The sequence below is a fragment of the Gloeocapsopsis sp. IPPAS B-1203 genome, from assembly GCF_002749975.1.
Classification (GTDB): domain Bacteria; phylum Cyanobacteriota; class Cyanobacteriia; order Cyanobacteriales; family Chroococcidiopsidaceae; genus Gloeocapsopsis.
In genome coordinates this window covers 67,523-83,084 of sequence record NZ_PEIG01000019.1, presented here as the reverse complement: position 1 = coordinate 83,084, position 15,562 = coordinate 67,523, and the positions used below count along the sequence as shown (strand labels likewise).

At 41.1% G+C, this 15,562-nt stretch carries 19 protein-coding genes; 7 read left to right on the top strand and 12 right to left on the bottom strand.

The window, feature by feature from the left end; all coding sequences use genetic code 11:
- Positions 1–82: 82 nt before the first annotated feature.
- Positions 83–1,447 carry an NAD-dependent succinate-semialdehyde dehydrogenase gene (locus CSQ79_RS24330; protein ID WP_099703699.1) on the bottom strand — a complete coding sequence of 455 codons (1,365 nt, stop codon included), beginning with the start codon at positions 1,445–1,447 and terminating at the stop codon, positions 83–85.
- A gap of 582 nt (positions 1,448–2,029) precedes the next feature.
- Between CSQ79_RS24330 and CSQ79_RS24325 the strand changes: the two genes are divergently transcribed.
- A complete protein-coding gene (locus tag CSQ79_RS24325) occupies positions 2,030–2,497 on the top strand; it encodes a response regulator (RefSeq protein ID WP_289501515.1) in 468 nt (155 codons plus the stop codon).
- 37 nt (positions 2,498–2,534) lie between these two features.
- Here CSQ79_RS24325 and CSQ79_RS24320 read toward each other — a convergent pair whose 3' ends face one another.
- Entirely contained in the window at positions 2,535–2,897 is a 363-nt protein-coding gene (locus tag CSQ79_RS24320; protein ID WP_099703697.1) for a Na-translocating system protein MpsC family protein, read from the bottom strand.
- 430 nt (positions 2,898–3,327) lie between these two features.
- Here CSQ79_RS24320 and CSQ79_RS24315 point away from each other — a divergent pair, with 430 nt between their 5' ends.
- Positions 3,328–3,732 carry a response regulator gene (locus tag CSQ79_RS24315; protein ID WP_289501514.1) on the top strand — a complete coding sequence of 135 codons (405 nt, stop codon included), beginning with the start codon at positions 3,328–3,330 and terminating at the stop codon, positions 3,730–3,732.
- Between the two features lie 170 nt (positions 3,733–3,902).
- Here the strand turns inward: CSQ79_RS24315 and CSQ79_RS24310 are convergent, their stop codons facing one another.
- The gene (locus CSQ79_RS24310; protein WP_099703695.1) at positions 3,903–4,277 is read right to left on the bottom strand and encodes a Na-translocating system protein MpsC family protein; all 375 of its coding nucleotides are present in this window, start codon (positions 4,275–4,277) and stop codon (positions 3,903–3,905) included.
- Between the two features lie 137 nt (positions 4,278–4,414).
- The gene (locus CSQ79_RS24305) at positions 4,415–5,473 is read right to left on the bottom strand and encodes a zinc-dependent dehydrogenase (RefSeq protein ID WP_099703694.1); all 1,059 of its coding nucleotides are present in this window, start codon (positions 5,471–5,473) and stop codon (positions 4,415–4,417) included.
- A gap of 208 nt (positions 5,474–5,681) precedes the next feature.
- Here CSQ79_RS24305 and CSQ79_RS24300 point away from each other — a divergent pair, with 208 nt between their 5' ends.
- Positions 5,682–7,391, top strand: coding sequence for an FAD-dependent oxidoreductase (locus tag CSQ79_RS24300; protein WP_099703693.1), 1,710 nt, complete (start codon positions 5,682–5,684; stop codon positions 7,389–7,391).
- Here CSQ79_RS24300 and CSQ79_RS24295 read toward each other — a convergent pair.
- On the bottom strand, positions 7,382–8,149 hold the full coding sequence (locus CSQ79_RS24295) for a TIGR00297 family protein (RefSeq protein ID WP_099703692.1): 768 nt from the start codon (positions 8,147–8,149) through the stop codon (positions 7,382–7,384). The two genes, CSQ79_RS24300 and CSQ79_RS24295, sit on opposite strands and share 10 nt — an antisense overlap.
- A 30-nt stretch (positions 8,150–8,179) precedes the next feature.
- Between CSQ79_RS24295 and CSQ79_RS24290 the strand changes: the two genes are divergently transcribed.
- Complete coding sequence (locus CSQ79_RS24290; protein ID WP_099703691.1) at positions 8,180–8,614, top strand: VOC family protein; 435 nt, start codon at positions 8,180–8,182, stop codon at positions 8,612–8,614.
- Between the two features lie 213 nt (positions 8,615–8,827).
- Here the strand turns inward: CSQ79_RS24290 and purQ are convergent, their stop codons facing one another.
- Positions 8,828–9,487: a phosphoribosylformylglycinamidine synthase subunit PurQ gene (gene purQ / locus CSQ79_RS24285; protein WP_099703690.1), complete on the bottom strand. Its 660-nt coding sequence runs from the start codon at positions 9,485–9,487 to the stop codon at positions 8,828–8,830.
- A complete protein-coding gene (purS, locus tag CSQ79_RS24280) occupies positions 9,484–9,756 on the bottom strand; it encodes a phosphoribosylformylglycinamidine synthase subunit PurS (RefSeq protein ID WP_099703689.1) in 273 nt (90 codons plus the stop codon). The genes purQ and purS overlap by 4 nt, the downstream gene beginning before the upstream one ends.
- A gap of 215 nt (positions 9,757–9,971) precedes the next feature.
- On the opposite strand from purS, the gene CSQ79_RS24275 reads away from it, so the two are divergent.
- Complete coding sequence (locus CSQ79_RS24275; RefSeq protein ID WP_099703688.1) at positions 9,972–10,379, top strand: Fur family transcriptional regulator; 408 nt, start codon at positions 9,972–9,974, stop codon at positions 10,377–10,379.
- A 143-nt stretch (positions 10,380–10,522) separates the two neighbouring features.
- Here the strand turns inward: CSQ79_RS24275 and CSQ79_RS24270 are convergent, their stop codons facing one another.
- Both CSQ79_RS24270 and CSQ79_RS24265 read right to left on the bottom strand, forming a co-directional pair.
- Positions 10,523–11,503 (bottom strand): SPFH domain-containing protein, encoded by a 981-nt coding sequence (locus CSQ79_RS24270; protein ID WP_099703687.1) that lies wholly within the window; start codon positions 11,501–11,503, stop codon positions 10,523–10,525.
- Positions 11,504–11,662: 159 nt separating this feature from the next.
- Positions 11,663–12,088 (bottom strand): NfeD family protein, encoded by a 426-nt coding sequence (locus CSQ79_RS24265; protein WP_099703686.1) that lies wholly within the window; start codon positions 12,086–12,088, stop codon positions 11,663–11,665.
- Between the two features lie 395 nt (positions 12,089–12,483).
- Between CSQ79_RS24265 and CSQ79_RS24260 the strand changes: the two genes are divergently transcribed.
- Entirely contained in the window at positions 12,484–12,708 is a 225-nt protein-coding gene (locus CSQ79_RS24260; protein WP_099703685.1) for a ferredoxin-thioredoxin reductase variable chain, read from the top strand.
- A gap of 42 nt (positions 12,709–12,750) precedes the next feature.
- Here the strand turns inward: CSQ79_RS24260 and CSQ79_RS24255 are convergent, their stop codons facing one another.
- The 3 genes from CSQ79_RS24255 to CSQ79_RS24245 all read right to left on the bottom strand — a co-directional run bounded on the left by CSQ79_RS24255 (position 12,751) and on the right by CSQ79_RS24245 (position 14,504).
- A complete protein-coding gene (locus CSQ79_RS24255; protein WP_099703684.1) occupies positions 12,751–12,978 on the bottom strand; it encodes a hypothetical protein in 228 nt (75 codons plus the stop codon).
- A 102-nt stretch (positions 12,979–13,080) separates the two neighbouring features.
- Complete coding sequence (locus tag CSQ79_RS24250) at positions 13,081–13,869, bottom strand: YdcF family protein (protein WP_099703683.1); 789 nt, start codon at positions 13,867–13,869, stop codon at positions 13,081–13,083.
- Positions 13,870–13,928: 59 nt separating this feature from the next.
- Positions 13,929–14,504, bottom strand: coding sequence for a Uma2 family endonuclease (locus CSQ79_RS24245; protein ID WP_099703682.1), 576 nt, complete (start codon positions 14,502–14,504; stop codon positions 13,929–13,931).
- A 234-nt stretch (positions 14,505–14,738) separates the two neighbouring features.
- Between CSQ79_RS24245 and CSQ79_RS24240 the strand changes: the two genes are divergently transcribed.
- Positions 14,739–15,509 carry a class II glutamine amidotransferase gene (locus CSQ79_RS24240; protein ID WP_099703681.1) on the top strand — a complete coding sequence of 257 codons (771 nt, stop codon included), beginning with the start codon at positions 14,739–14,741 and terminating at the stop codon, positions 15,507–15,509.
- The last annotated feature ends 53 nt before the right edge of the window (positions 15,510–15,562 follow it).

The window sequence follows — 15,562 nt, the reverse complement described above, 5'->3', positions numbered from 1 at the left end:
AAATTTCCTCCTAAATCAGGCGCAGATTGAAAGCTATGAAGAACCGAGTTGACTTAACTCGCTCCTCTAACGCTCCTCGCCCCTACTTCACCCACACTGTTTTAACATTGACGAACTCATGTATGCCTTGAATTCCCAATTCTCTGCCATAACCAGAGCGCTTAATTCCCCCAAAAGGCATACGCGGATCAGATTTAACTAAACCGTTAATAAAGACGGCTCCAGCTTCTAATTCTGAAATTAAGCGATCGCGTTGTTGTTCGTCTGTAGTCCATGCACTTGCACCCAAGCCAAAAGGTGTGCTGTTGGCTAGTTTAATTGCCGCATCGATATGAGGAACGCGAAATAACAGTGCTACAGGACCAAAAAATTCTTCGTTATACGCTGCTGAACCTGCAGGAATTTCACTCAAAATCGTTGGTGGATAGTAGTTTCCAGGACGTGATAATGGTTTTCCACCCACCAAAACTTTTGCTCCACTGACAATACAATTTTGGACTTGCTGATCTAAATCTTGCAGAATCTGTGGCGTTGCTAATGGTCCAATATTTGTATTGAGATCCATCGGGTCGCCTACTTTTAATGCTTGGAAGTTTTCTATCAGCAGTTTCTCAAATTGGTTAGCGATCGCTTCTTCTACAATAAAGCGTTTGGCGGCAATACACGATTGACCGTTGTTTAGCATTCGGGCTGTTGTTGCTGTTTTAGCAGCTATCTCAATGTCAGCACTTGCTAACACAATGAATGGATCGCTTCCGCCTAATTCAAGTACCGTTTTTTTGATCTGCTTCCCAGCCGCGGCTGCTAAACTTGCGCCTGCGGGTTCGCTTCCTGTTAAAGTTGCTGCTTTGATTCGTTCATCGGCAATTAATGCGGGGACTTTGTCAGCACCCACTAACAAAGTTTGAAAGACTCCTGTGGGAAAACCCGCACTTTGGATAATTTCTTGAATTGCTAACGCGCATTGCGGTACGTTAGAAGCATGTTTGAGTAAACCGACATTTCCTGCCATCAACGCTGGTGCAGCAAACCGGAAAACTTGCCAGAAGGGAAAATTCCACGGCATCACTGCTAAGATAATTCCTAAGGGTTGATAGCGGATGAAACTCTGACTCGCGTCAGTTTTAACTCCTACATCTGCAAGAAACTCTGCCGCGTGTTCTGCGTAATAGCGACATACTAGCGCACACTTTTCAACTTCAGCGATCGCGCTTTGTAATGGTTTCCCCATTTCTAGGGTCATCAATTCAGCATATTTTGCTTTTTGTTTTTCTAAAATATCTGCTGCAGTTTGCATAAAATGCGATCGTTCTGCAATTGACAACCAACGATATTTTTCAAATGTTGTTTGTGCTTGTTCCAGTTTAGCTGCAATTTCGGCATCGGTCAGCGGCTGAAACGTTTCGAGCGTTTCCCCTGTTGCGGGATTAATTGTAGCGATACCCATTACCTGACCTCTTTAATCAATTCAATCGCGGGATGTTTTTTAAATTTTGCTCCCGAAATTATTACTTTTCTTACTTCAATTATCGCTTCTTTTTACAGTTTGAATTATAAAAAGATTTTGTAAAGGACTACTGAGCACTTATAAGTAATTTTGCTTACGAAATTGAGTACAACTTTGATGCTTTGGCGATCGCGGCTGACGCATAACATATTTTTTATATGTGCTTGTGCGGTTGCAAAAAGACTAGGTAGAATGTAAGATATTAAATAATTATTAAATACAGTAACAAGATGTAAAGAAAAAAACTTATATAATTTAGTAAAAAGTGTTCGAGTATACGATTTACACAAGTTTTGATGTCTCAGTAGGATGTGTTGAGTTAGTTTACAATGTTCTCATTCTAGCCACCAATTTGATTTAAACTGAGCTTAAGAAGACAAAATTCCAAAGTCGTATTGACTTATCCCGCTTTTCCTCAACTCATAGCGCAGAAAATAACCTAATGAGATTAGTTATCTACGAGCCAGTCCGCTGTAAGCGCTGTTAATCGCCGCTTGGGGAGTGCCTCGATCTTAATTTCCTGTGAGGATTCTCTCACAGATTGAAGACCTTCCTGGATGGAGTAGAAAGTTGGAAGCACTCTTAGCAAGTAACAAGCAGGCAATTAATCAGCCGCTTATCCTCGCAGTAGATGATGATGAAGATAGCTTATTTTTGCTGACAGAAGTAGTTAGAGGAAACAATTTCGCATGTATCACAGCGAAAAACGGTAAAGACGCTTTATCCTTAGCGCAACGGTATCAGCCAGATTTAATTTTACTGGATATACTGTTACCTGATTTAAATGGCATAGAAGTTGTACATCACTTGAGAAAAAGTCCTCAAACGCAGTTAATTTCTATTGTCGCAGTAACAGCATTAGCGAAAGAAGAAGATTACCGTCGGATTGTGGGGGCTGGATGTGACGGTTACATCACAAAACCTTATATGTTGGACGATCTAGAAGACATCATGTTTAGTCATTTGTACCACACAGTAGCTACAGCGTAGCTTGGCATAAGACTATCTATTTCTGCTATTACTAAAATTACTGGGGTTTATCAGCTAAGACTGCAACTATGCTAGTGCGGTCTGAGTCAATACTTGAGGTTCCGATTAAATCTACCACAGGAACTCTCACTACAGCCTCAATGATTGCTTTCATGTATGGCTCAATAGCTTTGTACAAGTTCCAGCTGACTTCTTCTGCTAGATCATTTTTATGACTTTCAATCAAAAGTCGTTCAGGTGGAGTAGTTGGATGTTCAACTACAATTGTTAAACTCTTGTCTAACAAATTGCAAATAACTTTTTGTGGAGAGTGACCCAACTGACTAATATATAGTGCATGAATTTGTTGTGACAAAGTCTCCTCTAAAGAAGTAAAACTAGCCAGTATTTTTTCCTCCATAAACTTATCAGTAGATTAAGGGGTGTTTATATGCACAATGCGTAAATAAACTATCAGATTCTTTTATCCTCTTCAAACACCCTAAAGACAGATAGTTAATTTCAGAATTTCTCTGTAGGTTGAGAAACTCCGCTCCTATTTCTAGCAAAAGACTGAAATAAAACTATCAATTAATGTCAATCCTACCGTAGTAGTGTTTTTTTATATCTAAAGATGTATTTATTGACAAGAGTATTGTAAGATTGAGAAAGTTAGCGTTTCTTTGCTAGATTGCATGTTCTCCGCCAACGATGAACACAAATTAATAAATTGGTGGATTTACGAGCCAGTCCACTACAAGTGCTGTCGTCTACACCACTTGGGGAAAGCCTCATTCAAGCGGTCACATAAATTGGTTATACGCTTTTGCGACTTTTTCTAAGCTATGAATATGAATTTGCATTCTAGTAGTCCTCAGCAAGATAAGCTTAGACAACCTTTAGTCTTAGCTGTGGACGATAATGAAGACAACTTGCAGCTATTGACTCAACTATTGATGTTGATTGAATGTTCTCACATCACTGCAACCGATGGTCACACAGCGGTACTTATGGCGCAAAATTATCAACCAAATTTAATTTTACTGGATATGATGCTGCCAGATTTAGATGGAATTGAGGTTGTCTATCGCTTAAAACAAGATCCAGAAACGATGGATATTCCTATTGTTGCTGTCACTGCAATGGCAAGAGTAGAGGATCAGCAACGATTTTTGCTAGCAGGATGCAAGGAATATATCAAAAAACCATACATTATTGAAGAGTTAGAAGCAACAATTCGTCGTTGTCTTGCTTAGGTAATCTTTATTAAGATCAAGAGTCTATTAATGATTGGCAATTATAATACCTAGTAATTATTGGCTAGTCACAAACAATTCAATCATACGAAAGTTAAAGTTTTAATGTTAAATAATAAATTCACAATAACTGATTTAAAAACAAAAGCAAGAGCGTAGAGATAAGCTATTCAAACCATGTTTCGGAGCTTGGGTGTTTCAGCCAAAATAGCTACAGTTGCAGTACGACCTGTATCAAGTTTTGCATTACTCAACAAATCTATCACACTAACTCCAACAATCTCCTCTATAATTGACTTGATTTGCGGTTTTAATGCCTCATCAATCTCAGAACGGACTTCTTGGGCTAACTCTTCTTGACCACTACTTACTAGAAGTTGCTCAGGTTGCGTAATTGAGTCTTCCAAAATAATCGCGACTTTTTCATCAAAAATCTGACAAGTGATGCGGCTTGGTTGATGTTCTAATTGATGACGGTATAAAGCTTGAATTCGCTGGGATAAAGTACGTTCAATTTGCCCACGCGTAGGAATAGAAGAATCCATAATTATTAGATGAAGATAAGTAAGTTAATTAGATGAAAAAATCTACCTTCAGGGGGTTGAATTACCTAACGAGATAATCACACAAATTCAACTATACTCCTAATAGAAGAGCTTTGGGTGAAAAATCAGTGTGGCATTCAGCATTCAGGTGAGGGATAAATCAAGATCTTGTAAGTTTCTTGAGTAGGAGCGATCGCGCGTTCCACTGCTAGAGATAATTCATGTAGAGGGTAGCGATCGCTAATCAATGCAGCAACGTCGATCCGAGAGTTAAATACAATATCCACAGCGAGACTTTGCAACCGAAACGAAGAACTGTAGCTACCAATCAAGTCAATTTCGCGACGGTAAAGAATATTAGGATTAAGTGGGATTTCGACTTCATCGGGAAATTCTGCAAAAAACAAAATTTTACCACCTTTGCGCGTACAGTCTAAAGCTTGAAAAAAGGCTTTATCGCTAGGAACTGCAAGTAGTGTCGTATCAACACCCATGCCATTTGTAAGGGCGTGAATTTTTGCTACTAATTCTGCATCGCGCGCATCAAACGCAGCTTCTGCACCAACACTCAAAGCTTTCGCAATTCTAGAAGGAAGTAAATCAGTAGCGATCGCTCTAGCACCGAAATACTTCACCAACATAATAAACATTAACCCAATTGGTCCTGCGCCTGTCACTAAGACAGTTTGTCCTGGTGCAATTTGAGCTTTTTTTACGGCTTTAAGACAACAATTTGTCGGTTCAACAAAACTGGCAATTTCAAAACTCACATCGTCTGGAATCGGAATTAACCCACCATTACGGACAATATGACTAGGAACCTTAACATACTCTGCGAAGCCACCGCCACTAGGGGCAAATCCAGCCGTTGTGCAAATATTTTTATACATATCACACATGGAGAAATTGTCGTTGAGACAGTAAGCGCAGCGCATACAAGGAATGTGGTGCATCACAACCACGCGCGTCCCCACTTGCCAGTTTTTCACGTCTTCTCCAACTGCAGCAATCACTCCTGCTGTTTCATGTCCATAAATCCGTGGCGGTTCATATAAAGGATAAAGAATCTTTTTGATATCCGACTGACACAAGCCCACAACATGCACTTGTACCAACACCTCATCAGCTTCTAGAGTAGGTACTGGCAATTCCTCATAACTTAGCTGTTTAACGCCGCGATATACCTGTGCTTTCATGCCACTTTACCACTCAACGATCTTAGATTTAACACTATTGAGCAGCGTACAACCAATCAATCAATACTTTGTATGGATGTGTCATTACTGCAACTAGTTAATCAGGTACTTCCATAATTGCTTTTATCTGTTTGAGCGTTGTGGCTTAACATAATAATTTGAGTGCGATCGCATATCGTCATCTATACACGCAATCTCCAAATTAGTGATGCAGACATTAACAGCCGATGTGTTGGTAGTAGGGGGTGGTACTGGTGGAACTGCTGCGGCTATTTCTTCAGCGCGTCGCGGTGCGAATACTATTTTGGTGAGTGAATTTTCTTGGTTAGGCGGAATGCTAACATCAGCTGGGGTGTCTGCGCCAGATGGTAATGAGTTAGAAGCGTTTCAAACAGGGCTTTGGGGTAAGTTTTTACAAGAACTACAGCAGCGACAAGCTGGAGGATTAGACAATAGTTGGGTAAGCTTTTTCAGTTACGATCCGCGTGTAGGAGCGCAAATATTTGCAGAATGGGTGCAAGAATTACCAAATCTGCATTGGATAAGTGGTGAAGTACCACTCGAAGTTTACTGTCAAGATAGTTGCATCACTGGCGTTCGATTTAGCAACTTCACAGTGACAGCAAAAATCACTCTTGATGCTACCGAATTGGGAGATATTCTTGCCTTAGCAGATGTTCCCTATCGCTGGGGCTGGGAATTTCAGTCTGAGTGGCAAGAACCAAGTGCACCTGTAGAACATAACACGTTAACTGCACAATACGCTGTACAAGCACCTACATGGGTTGTTGTCATGCAAGATTTTGGTGCAGACGTTGCGCCAGAAATATCATCCGCACCCGATTACGATGCATCAAAGTTCACTGAGGCGTGGAAAAACTACGGTGTAGAGCAATTTTTAAATTACGGGCGCTTACCAGATAATCGATTTATGATGAATTGGCCTATATCTGGTAATGACTATGGCGTAAAAGTAGAACGTTTAATTACCTCGAAGACAGCACAAAACGAGTTTCTACAAGAATGTCTTTGGCATAGTCAAAATTTTGCTTACTTTATTCAATCTCAAATTGGTCGCCGTTACGGTTTAGCGGATGTTTTTGGCACAGGTTTTGCGATGCATCCTTACTACCGAGAAAGTCGCCGTTTAGTCGGGTTAAATACCGTATGCGAACAGGATATTTTACCAGTATCAACAGGACAAGTCGCAGCTTTACAACCTGATAGCATTGCGTTTGGTAACTACCCTAACGATCATCATTATCCAGGCTTTGAGTTTCCGCTTGCGCCAAAATCACTACGCTGGGGCGGACGCTGGACAGGAACACCGTTCACAATTCCTTACGGTTGTTTGATTTCAGCGACAGTTGATGGGTTACTAGTGTGTGAAAAGAATATTTCGGTATCGCATATCGCCAATGGGGCGACTCGCTTGCAACCCATTGTCATGGGAATTGGACAAGCAGCGGGTATGGCGGCTGCTTTGTGTGTGGAATTGACGTGTCAACCTCGCAATCTACCTGTGAAGATTTTACAGCAAGCATTGTTACAAGATCAGGTCGCGATTATACCTTTGTTCAATCTACCACCACAACATCCTGATTGGATATTTTGGCAAACACACTACTTAGATCATCCAGAGAAATACCCAGTTGATGGCAATTGTGCTTGCACTTTGCATCAAGATATGCCATCAAGTCTCGCGACATTTTCTGGCATTTTCTATAAATATGATATACAAAACTATACTATTACAATGAATACTCCTAAGCAATTTCGCGGTGATTGGATATTGGTAACATTGCGATCGCACATTAACCATCAGCTAGAAAATTATCCGAATGCTGCACCAATAAGAGTTTCTGGAAAAATAAATTATGCAGGTAAATGGCTGTTAGTTGAAACCATCTATATCTGATACCACAATAATGCTAATAAAATAGCTGCGATCGCACCAATTAAAGTATTCAAAACATTGACAAGTTCATTTGTGAGCCAATCAAACTTTGTTTGTAATGTCGCTCCAATTACACTTTCTAAATTTGTAGCAATAAATGCGGCAATAATACAAAATACGACTCCGAGTAAGTCGATTAAACCAACACCCCAACCAACAAAAGCGATCGCACCGGAAGCGACGACCCCAGCTAACGTTCCTTCTAAAGATACTGCGCCTTCAGTACCACGCGGTACGGGTTGAAAATTCGTAATCAAAAATGTCCGTTTACCGTAAGCTTTACCAACTTCACTCGCACAAGTGTCAGAAAGTTTAGTACTGAAACTGGCAACATATCCGAGTAACAATAGCGATGCAATTAACCAATTGCCTCCCCACTCAGAGACTAGCAATGTTCCCAGCGCACATAATGCCCCAGTTAGCGCTGAACCCCAAACATTTTCAGGACCTCTAGCACCCGATCGCTTTTCGGCAATACCCTCAGTTTCCTTTTCCTTCAGTTTAATTCGAGTCACCACCGAACCAACTAAAAAGTAGAACATGACAACCAAATAGCCTTGCCATCCCAAAGTTCCCCAAATTAAAACACCCAATCCCCAAGCGTGAAAGAAACCAGCAGGCGTTAACAGCTTTTTCGGTACAATCCAAGCAATTGCTAATAAAACTGTGTTTAAACCCACTGCAATGAGCCAAGGATTAAGCGAATAAGTATATAGCATCTACTTTTGTCAATCTCCAATATGCAAGCCATGAACCAAACTTTATTTCATCTTGCCTTTCCCATCACCGATATTGTGCAAGCAAAAGCATATTACGTCGATGGATTGGGGTGTACCCCTGGTCGTGAAAACAAGCACGCCTTGATCCTAAATTTATACGGTCATCAGTTAGTTGCGCACTTGACTAAAGAGAAACTGGAACCGCAGCGAGGTATTTATCCAAGGCATTTTGGTATCATTTTTACGTCAGAAAACGATTGGAAAGATTTGTTAGAACGCGCACAACAGAAAAATTTAGTCTTCCGTGAAGAAGCTAAACATCGGTTTCCCGACTCTCCTTTAGAACATCGCACATTCTTTTTAGAAGATCCGTTTTACAACTTGATGGAATACAAATATTACCGCTACCCTGAAGCAGTTTTCGGCAGTTCTGATTTTACTCAGGTTGGAGATACTCCTGCTTAAGAAAGTTTTGAGTTTTGAGTTTTGAGTTTAAGAAAGTTATAGCAGTCCTAAATCATTCATGAAAACCTCTCTTTATTCTTCTCTCTGCGATCTCTGTCTTTAAAAGCTTTGCTCGGAGGAAACCTCCGCTCAAACTTTTCGCTGTGCCTCTGTGGTTCGTTGAGTCGTGAAGTGTTGAGACAATTCTTTTAATTCAAAACTCAAAACTCAAAACTAACTCCTCGCTCCTATGCCCTTAAATAGTCCTAAACCATCCGTGCTACCTAGTACTGGATCGGAGGCACGTTCAGGGTGCGGCATCATGCCGATTACGTTGCCCGTAACGTTGCAAATACCTGCAATGTTGTTAACAGAACCATTGGGATTTTCACCGTGATAGCGAAATAGTACTTGACCGTTATCTTCTATTTGTTTTATTGTGTCCTCATCAGCATAAAATTGACCTTCTCCGTGCGCGATAGGTAAAGTAATGATTTCTCCTTGTGTGTAGTTTTGCGTCCACGGCAGATCTGTACGTCCTACTTTTAAGGGAACGCGATCGCAAATAAAATGCAAGTCGCGATTGCGGATCAGCGCACCAGGTAATAATCCTGCTTCAGTTAAGACTTGAAAACCGTTGCAAATTCCCAGAACAAACTTACCTTGCTCAGCGTGTGTGACAACTTGTTGCATCACGGGAGAAAAACGCGCGATCGCTCCACAGCGGAGATAATCGCCATAACTAAAGCCGCCAGGAATAATAACGACATCAAGATCGCTAATATCTGTATCTTCATGCCATACCATGCGCGTTGGCTGCTGCAGTAATCGCGTGACATAGGCAACATCGCGATCGCAGTTCGATCCTGGAAATACGACAATTCCAAATTTCACGCTGTCACTCCATCTCGTTGTTCAACTAAATCAAAGCGATAGTTCTCAATGACTGGGTTAGCTAATAACTGATCGCAAATGAGATCCAACTGCTGCCGTGCGATCTCCTCATTCTGAGCGCTTAAACTCAGTTCAATATACTTGCCAATTCGTACCTGCTCAACAGTATCGTAACCCATATGCTGCAAACCCGACATCACAGCTGTGCCAGCAGGATCAAGAACTGAGGGTCGCAGAGTAACATAGATATGAGCTTGATATTTTCGCATCGCCTTTCTTCAATTTCATCAATGAAACAAAAGATGATCCTACCCTTTTCCTGATACCTCTAGTGTCAACAGTTAGCTACTCGCTACTGCATTACCAAGCCGCCACACTGCCTCTATACTTCTAGTAAAGTATAGTTATGACTCGCGTATCGGTTTGAGCTAGCTTATGAACAACTTAGTTGATTTTTATATGTAGGAAAATGCCATAAGTGTCTATGAAAGCCGAACGCACTCGCAGTCAGGAACGCATTCTGAAATTGCTTAAAAGCCTTAATAAAGCAATTTCTGCTCAAGATATCTATGTAGAGTTACGCAACCGCAACCAAAGTGTGGGACTTGCTACAGTATATCGAGCATTGGAAGCCTTAAAACTTGAAGGTGCAGTTCAAGTGCGAACTTTGGCTTCTGGCGAATCACTTTATAGTTCAGTGCAGCAAGATAAACACCATTTGACTTGTTTACAGTGTGGCAGATCAATTGCTATCAATCAATGCCCTGTTCACGAGCTAGAAACTCAGTTGCATCAAGCGCATCATTTCAAGATTTTCTATCACACCTTAGAATTTTTTGGATTATGTAACCAATGTCAAATGGCGCAAGCTGCTGGTGTTGGTGCGGAGTGATAAGAGAGTTTTGAGTTTTGAGTTTTGAGTTTAAGAAAGTTACTCGTTGAGAGTGTTGAGTTATGAGCTGAGAAAATTCTAATGCTTTCGGCACCTTTCTTCGCTTTCCAAAACTAATCACTGGCAACTCCTATTGCTCGCTCCTAATTAGCGCGATCGCCATTGACATGTGGCATATTTTGAGCATCAGATACAATTGAACGCATACCTTCGATAGTTGCCGGAATACTACGCGGGTCCATAAACATTACTTTACTACTATCGCTACTACCAATTTTTGTTCCCATGTCAAGATAGTTTTGTGCAATTAAAAATTGCAGTGCTTCACGGGCTTCAGGATTTGTTTGTAGAGTTTTCGTAATAATTTGCAATGCTTCTGCGGTTGCTTGAGCTTTGAGAACTTGTTCCTGGCGTTCGGCTTGTGCGTGCAAGACAATCGTTTTCTGATGTGCTTCAGCTTGCAGAATAGTGGCTTTTTGTTGCGCTTCAGCTTCGAGAATTTGGGCTTCGGCTCTACCTTTGGCGCTGTTCACTGCAGATTCGCGATCGCCTTCGGATGTCAAAATTGCTGCTCGTTTACGCCGTTCAGCAGACATTTGCAACTCCATTGATTCTTGAACTGCCAGCGAAGGAATAATATCGCGTAGTTCTACCCGCGTGACTTTTACTCCCCAAGGATCTGTCGCAATATCTAAATCGCGCAATAATATTTCATTGATTTGGGCGCGGGCAGTAAATGTTTCATCTAGCTCTAGTCTGCCCATTTCCGAACGGATTTGCGTTAAAACCAAATTTACCATTGCTGATTGGAGATTTTCTACCTTGTACCAGGCTTTTTCCATATCAACAATGCGCCAGTATACAACTGCATCTACCTCAATCGAAACGTTATCGCGGGTAATACATTTTTGCGGCGGAATGTCTAGCACTTTTTCCCGAATAGTTTCGCGGAAAACAACTTTATCAATAAAGGGGAAAACAAAACTCAACCCTGGTTCAAGCTTTTTATTATAACTACCCAGTCTCTCTACTAAGGCTTCATTACCCTGATTCGTGACTTTTACTGAACCTGCTAAGGCTGAACCTCCAAGTGCTAGTGCAACTAGCAAAAATAGTTCATTCATGTGATTTCCTGTTTATGAGTATTAAGTTACTAAATGTGTAGTACTGAGGCAGTTTTTAAATGGCTTGCAATGAGACAGTAAGTAAGAAGAATGAGTGTAAAATCTGTTCTAACATAGCAAAAGCTCTAATTTCTGCCATTCACTCACCTCTCACCCCTCTTAGTGCAACAAATCTTCCGGCATAACGATTAAAGTTGTACCTTCACGGCGAACCACATAGACTTTTTGAGAAGGCGCGATCTCTAAATATCGATCTTCGCACCGCGCCCGCCATGAATTACCTTCATAGATCACTCTTCCTTCTCTTCCGGCGGGGATTTCAGTTAATGTTTCTGCCACAAAAGCTTCTTGTAGTTGTTTCCGTTTAGGTGACAGTAGGCGACGCGACATTAAAATAAATGCTGTCGATAGTCCTAGCCAGAGCACAGCTTGTATGCTTAACTGAGGAATGACTAGAGATATTACTGCTACAACAAAAGCACTCAGTCCCATCATAAAAGCGACAAACGCCGTTGGTAGCACTAGTTCCATCAAACAAAGAATTGCCCCTGCTATTAACCATAACAGCGTGACGTTTATCGGCATTGTGGTGTTTTAATAGCTAAATGCACAGTAATTTACGAGTTCGCTTGAGCTACAGTTATTTAATGAGCTAGCAACAATGTGACAGCAAACTATAATCATTACTACCAATCTAGCTTAAGCTTTCCTAAATCAGGACTACGTTTAATTGAATTTAAAAGTTTTTTTCAGCAATACGCAGCATTAAACTAAATGAGGTAAAGACTAAAGACTGCTACAAGGCTTATAACTCGTTTCCTCGCCCCGCGCTCCTACTCCCTCGCTCCTCATTTATCGCTTAGAGTGTATAACAAGGGACAATCTTATGCAAAGATAAAGAGGTTGTCTGGAATAAGCAATTGTATTGAATAATAATTTTGCATTGCTTCTTGAGAGGGAAACACTCTAATTACAAGTCTATGAAAGTTGGCGATCGCATCCGCGTTAAAGAATCAGTCATTGTTTACCATCATCCCGAACATCGCGGTGAACCTTTTGATATCAAAGGCTTAGAAGGCGAGATTGTTAGTTTTGCTAACGAATGGCAAGGCAAACCAATCAGTGCTAATCTGCCAATTCAAGTGCAGTTCAGTAAAAAGTTTAAAGCTCACCTGCGCGAAACTGAAATTGAGGATCTATCTTAGTCGGGGATGTTCATCTTAAGGGCGATGGAGATGATTAGCGATCTAACTCCTTGCCCGACGAAACCAACTTAGAATATTCAGTTCATTACGCATTTGCTCTAATTCTTGTCTATGGCGCTCTGCTATGGTATAATACCAGTCACAGTGTTGCTGTAGATCAGTGCGCGATTGTACTTCCCGATAAAATTGGCGTGTTGCTTGGTAAGCGGCAAAAATATCTTGTGTTTCTGGTGGCGGCAGCGGAATAATGTAGTGGAACTGGTTAGCCATGAGTTAAGCAAAAGAAGTCAGTCTCTTGCTGCAATTATAGCGATCGCAACTGAGAGAGATTTGTGCCTAAATGCATAATTTAACCAGAAGTAGCTAATTGTTTTACAACCAACCACGTAAACGATAAACCACTAAACCGACATACTCTTTCAAAGCACGAGTAAACTGATGTAATCGCTCTGCTTCTGGTAACAAGTTTAACAGTGTGGCTTGAGGAGTATTGCTTAAATACTGAAAATCGCTACTTGCTATAAAATCAGTAGGTGCAGGTATTGCAGCAATTTTAAGTTTTTTGAAAATGGCAAGCGATCGCGGCATATGCATTGCTGAAGTGACAAGTAGCACTTGGTTGATTTGACGTGCTTGCAGAATTTTTTTGACATTGACTGCATTTTCGTAAGTATTGAGCGAGTTTGGTTCTTGAATAATTGCTGAATTTGGTACGCCTAACTGCTGCATAATCATTGCCATATCTGCGGATTCAGAAGAACCAGCACCACTCCAATCTATACGCCCACCGCTGAGAATCACGAAAGGGGCTTTTTTTTGGTGATACAACTGCGCAGCATAAAACATGCGATCGCTTTCTTCAGATAAGTCTACTGCAGGGCGTGGAAAAAACGCAGGTTTAGTCGCACCGCCTAAAACGACAATTGCTTCTGCATTGGGTAATTCAGTTGAGGGAATATTTTGAAATTCTAGCGATCGCACCAAAGCACGAGAAGTCCAACCATTACTCGCTAATAACAAAACAACGAGAGCGATTGTTAATGCAGTTGATGCTTGACGTGGTTTTTTCCACAACGTTACTAATGCAAATAAGATTAAAACACACGCCAATCCTAGCGGATAGAAAAATAAAGGTAATAACTTTGATAAATATAAAAACATTCTTATTAGCTGATTGCGTTAGGTTCAGTAACAACAATAAACTCTCAACCTGTAAGTAGCTAAGCAAAAATTGGCTGTAAATCTAAAACAAACCCAGGAAGAACATCTTCACCGGATAAAGTTGGAGGCGAAGCTAAAACTTCAACTTCTTGCCCAGCACGATAAATTTCTACTTGTTGAGTACTAGGATTAATTAACCAACCTAGCTGCAAACCGTTATCTAGATATTCTTGCATTTTGACTTGAGTGTCTGCTAACTCATCTGTTTCTGAAAGCAGTTCAATCACAAAATCTGGACATAAAGGTAGAAACTTCTTTCTTTGCGCTTGAGTCAAACTATTCCATCGCTCCATTTTTACCCAAGAAACATCAGGAGAACGAGTCGCGCCATTCGGTAAGCGAAAGCCTGTCGAGGAGTCAAAAGCTTTTCCTAAGAGATTTTGGCGATTCCACAACCAAAATTGTCCAGCTAACTCAAAGTTGCGATCGCCTGTTTCTCCTCCCGTAGGCGGCATAATAATCAGATCTCCCTTGGTCGTTAATTCTAATTGCAACTCGCGATTAGCAGCGGCGAGTTGTTCAAACTGTTCGTCAGTGAGTCTGAGAACCAAAGGAAGTTGTAAAGTTATGCTCATATCACATCAAATCCTCGGATTAATGCTGTAAAAAAGTGATCGCTTGTTCTACTAAAGTGTAGCTTTGAGCACGTGGCGGTTTGCGTTAGCCTTGCAGTCGCTAAGTTGTCGAGTTTACGGAACTTGAGTATACATTCATTTTGCCAAGTGCTACGTCACGATGAAGCGATCGCGAGTCCGTTGCACCACAATTTTGGTTAAAATTGCACTGAATTGCAACACAAACAAGCTCTCATGTGTCAACTGCTGGGAATGAATTGTAATGTTCCAACAGATATTTGTTTCTCGTTTGAGGGCTTTTCGGCGCGGGGAGGAAGAACCGATGAACATCAAGATGGTTGGGGTATTGCCTTTTTTGAGGGTTTAGGTTGTCGCATGTTTTTAGATGCTAAACCGGCGATCGCATCTCCTGTTGCAGACTTAGTACGACGCTACCCCATTCACTCAACTCATGTCATTGCCCATATCCGCAAAGCAACTCAAGGTGGAATTGCTTTAGTTAATTGTCATCCGTTTCGACGCGAACTGTGGGGACGATATTGGGTATTTGCCCACAATGGCAATCTTATAGATTTTCAGGCACAGACGAATTTTTATCAACCTGTAGGTCAAACGGATAGTGAAACAGCATTTTGCCTGATCTTGGAAACTCTACGCCAAAGTTTTCCTCAAGGTAAGCCTGCGTTAGAACAACTATATCCTGTGTTGCAAGAAGTGACTGCAACCATAGCCACAAAAGGTATATTTAACTATTTACTTTCTGATGGAGAACACTTTTTCACATACTGCTCAACTAAGCTATGCTACATCGTCCGGCAAGCACCATTTGCGGCTGCACATTTAATCGATGAAGATATTACAGTAGACTTTCAAAAGTTAACCACACCAAGCGATCGCGTTGCAGTCATCGCCACAACTCCTTTAACTGACAACGAAGTGTGGATACAAATTCATCCAGGAAAATTACTTGTCTTCCAGGATGGTTTACCTCATAGAGATTTCTGATATTGAGCGATTTTGTCTTGCCACGGGCAATATAACGAGTAGCAACTTTTACT

Coding starts and splice junctions, on each gene's coding strand:
- CSQ79_RS24330 (WP_099703699.1), bottom strand. CDS start 1,447: ATGGGTATCGCTACAATTAATCCCGCAACAGGGGAAACGCTCGAAACG.
- CSQ79_RS24295 (WP_099703692.1), bottom strand. CDS start 8,149: ATGCTATATACTTATTCGCTTAATCCTTGGCTCATTGCAGTGGGTTTA.
- CSQ79_RS24250 (WP_099703683.1), bottom strand. CDS start 13,869: ATGTTTTTATATTTATCAAAGTTATTACCTTTATTTTTCTATCCGCTA.
- CSQ79_RS24260 (WP_099703685.1), top strand. CDS start 12,484: ATGAAAGTTGGCGATCGCATCCGCGTTAAAGAATCAGTCATTGTTTAC.
- CSQ79_RS24305 (WP_099703694.1), bottom strand. CDS start 5,473: ATGAAAGCACAGGTATATCGCGGCGTTAAACAGCTAAGTTATGAGGAA.
- CSQ79_RS24300 (WP_099703693.1), top strand. CDS start 5,682: ATGCAGACATTAACAGCCGATGTGTTGGTAGTAGGGGGTGGTACTGGT.
- CSQ79_RS24255 (WP_099703684.1), bottom strand. CDS start 12,978: ATGGCTAACCAGTTCCACTACATTATTCCGCTGCCGCCACCAGAAACA.
- purS (WP_099703689.1), bottom strand. CDS start 9,756: ATGCGAAAATATCAAGCTCATATCTATGTTACTCTGCGACCCTCAGTT.
- CSQ79_RS24265 (WP_099703686.1), bottom strand. CDS start 12,088: ATGCCGATAAACGTCACGCTGTTATGGTTAATAGCAGGGGCAATTCTT.
- CSQ79_RS24270 (WP_099703687.1), bottom strand. CDS start 11,503: ATGAATGAACTATTTTTGCTAGTTGCACTAGCACTTGGAGGTTCAGCC.
- CSQ79_RS24290 (WP_099703691.1), top strand. CDS start 8,180: ATGAACCAAACTTTATTTCATCTTGCCTTTCCCATCACCGATATTGTG.
- CSQ79_RS24315 (WP_289501514.1), top strand. CDS start 3,328: ATGAATTTGCATTCTAGTAGTCCTCAGCAAGATAAGCTTAGACAACCT.
- CSQ79_RS24320 (WP_099703697.1), bottom strand. CDS start 2,897: ATGGAGGAAAAAATACTGGCTAGTTTTACTTCTTTAGAGGAGACTTTG.
- CSQ79_RS24245 (WP_099703682.1), bottom strand. CDS start 14,504: ATGAGCATAACTTTACAACTTCCTTTGGTTCTCAGACTCACTGACGAA.
- CSQ79_RS24240 (WP_099703681.1), top strand. CDS start 14,739: ATGTGTCAACTGCTGGGAATGAATTGTAATGTTCCAACAGATATTTGT.
- CSQ79_RS24275 (WP_099703688.1), top strand. CDS start 9,972: ATGAAAGCCGAACGCACTCGCAGTCAGGAACGCATTCTGAAATTGCTT.
- CSQ79_RS24310 (WP_099703695.1), bottom strand. CDS start 4,277: ATGGATTCTTCTATTCCTACGCGTGGGCAAATTGAACGTACTTTATCC.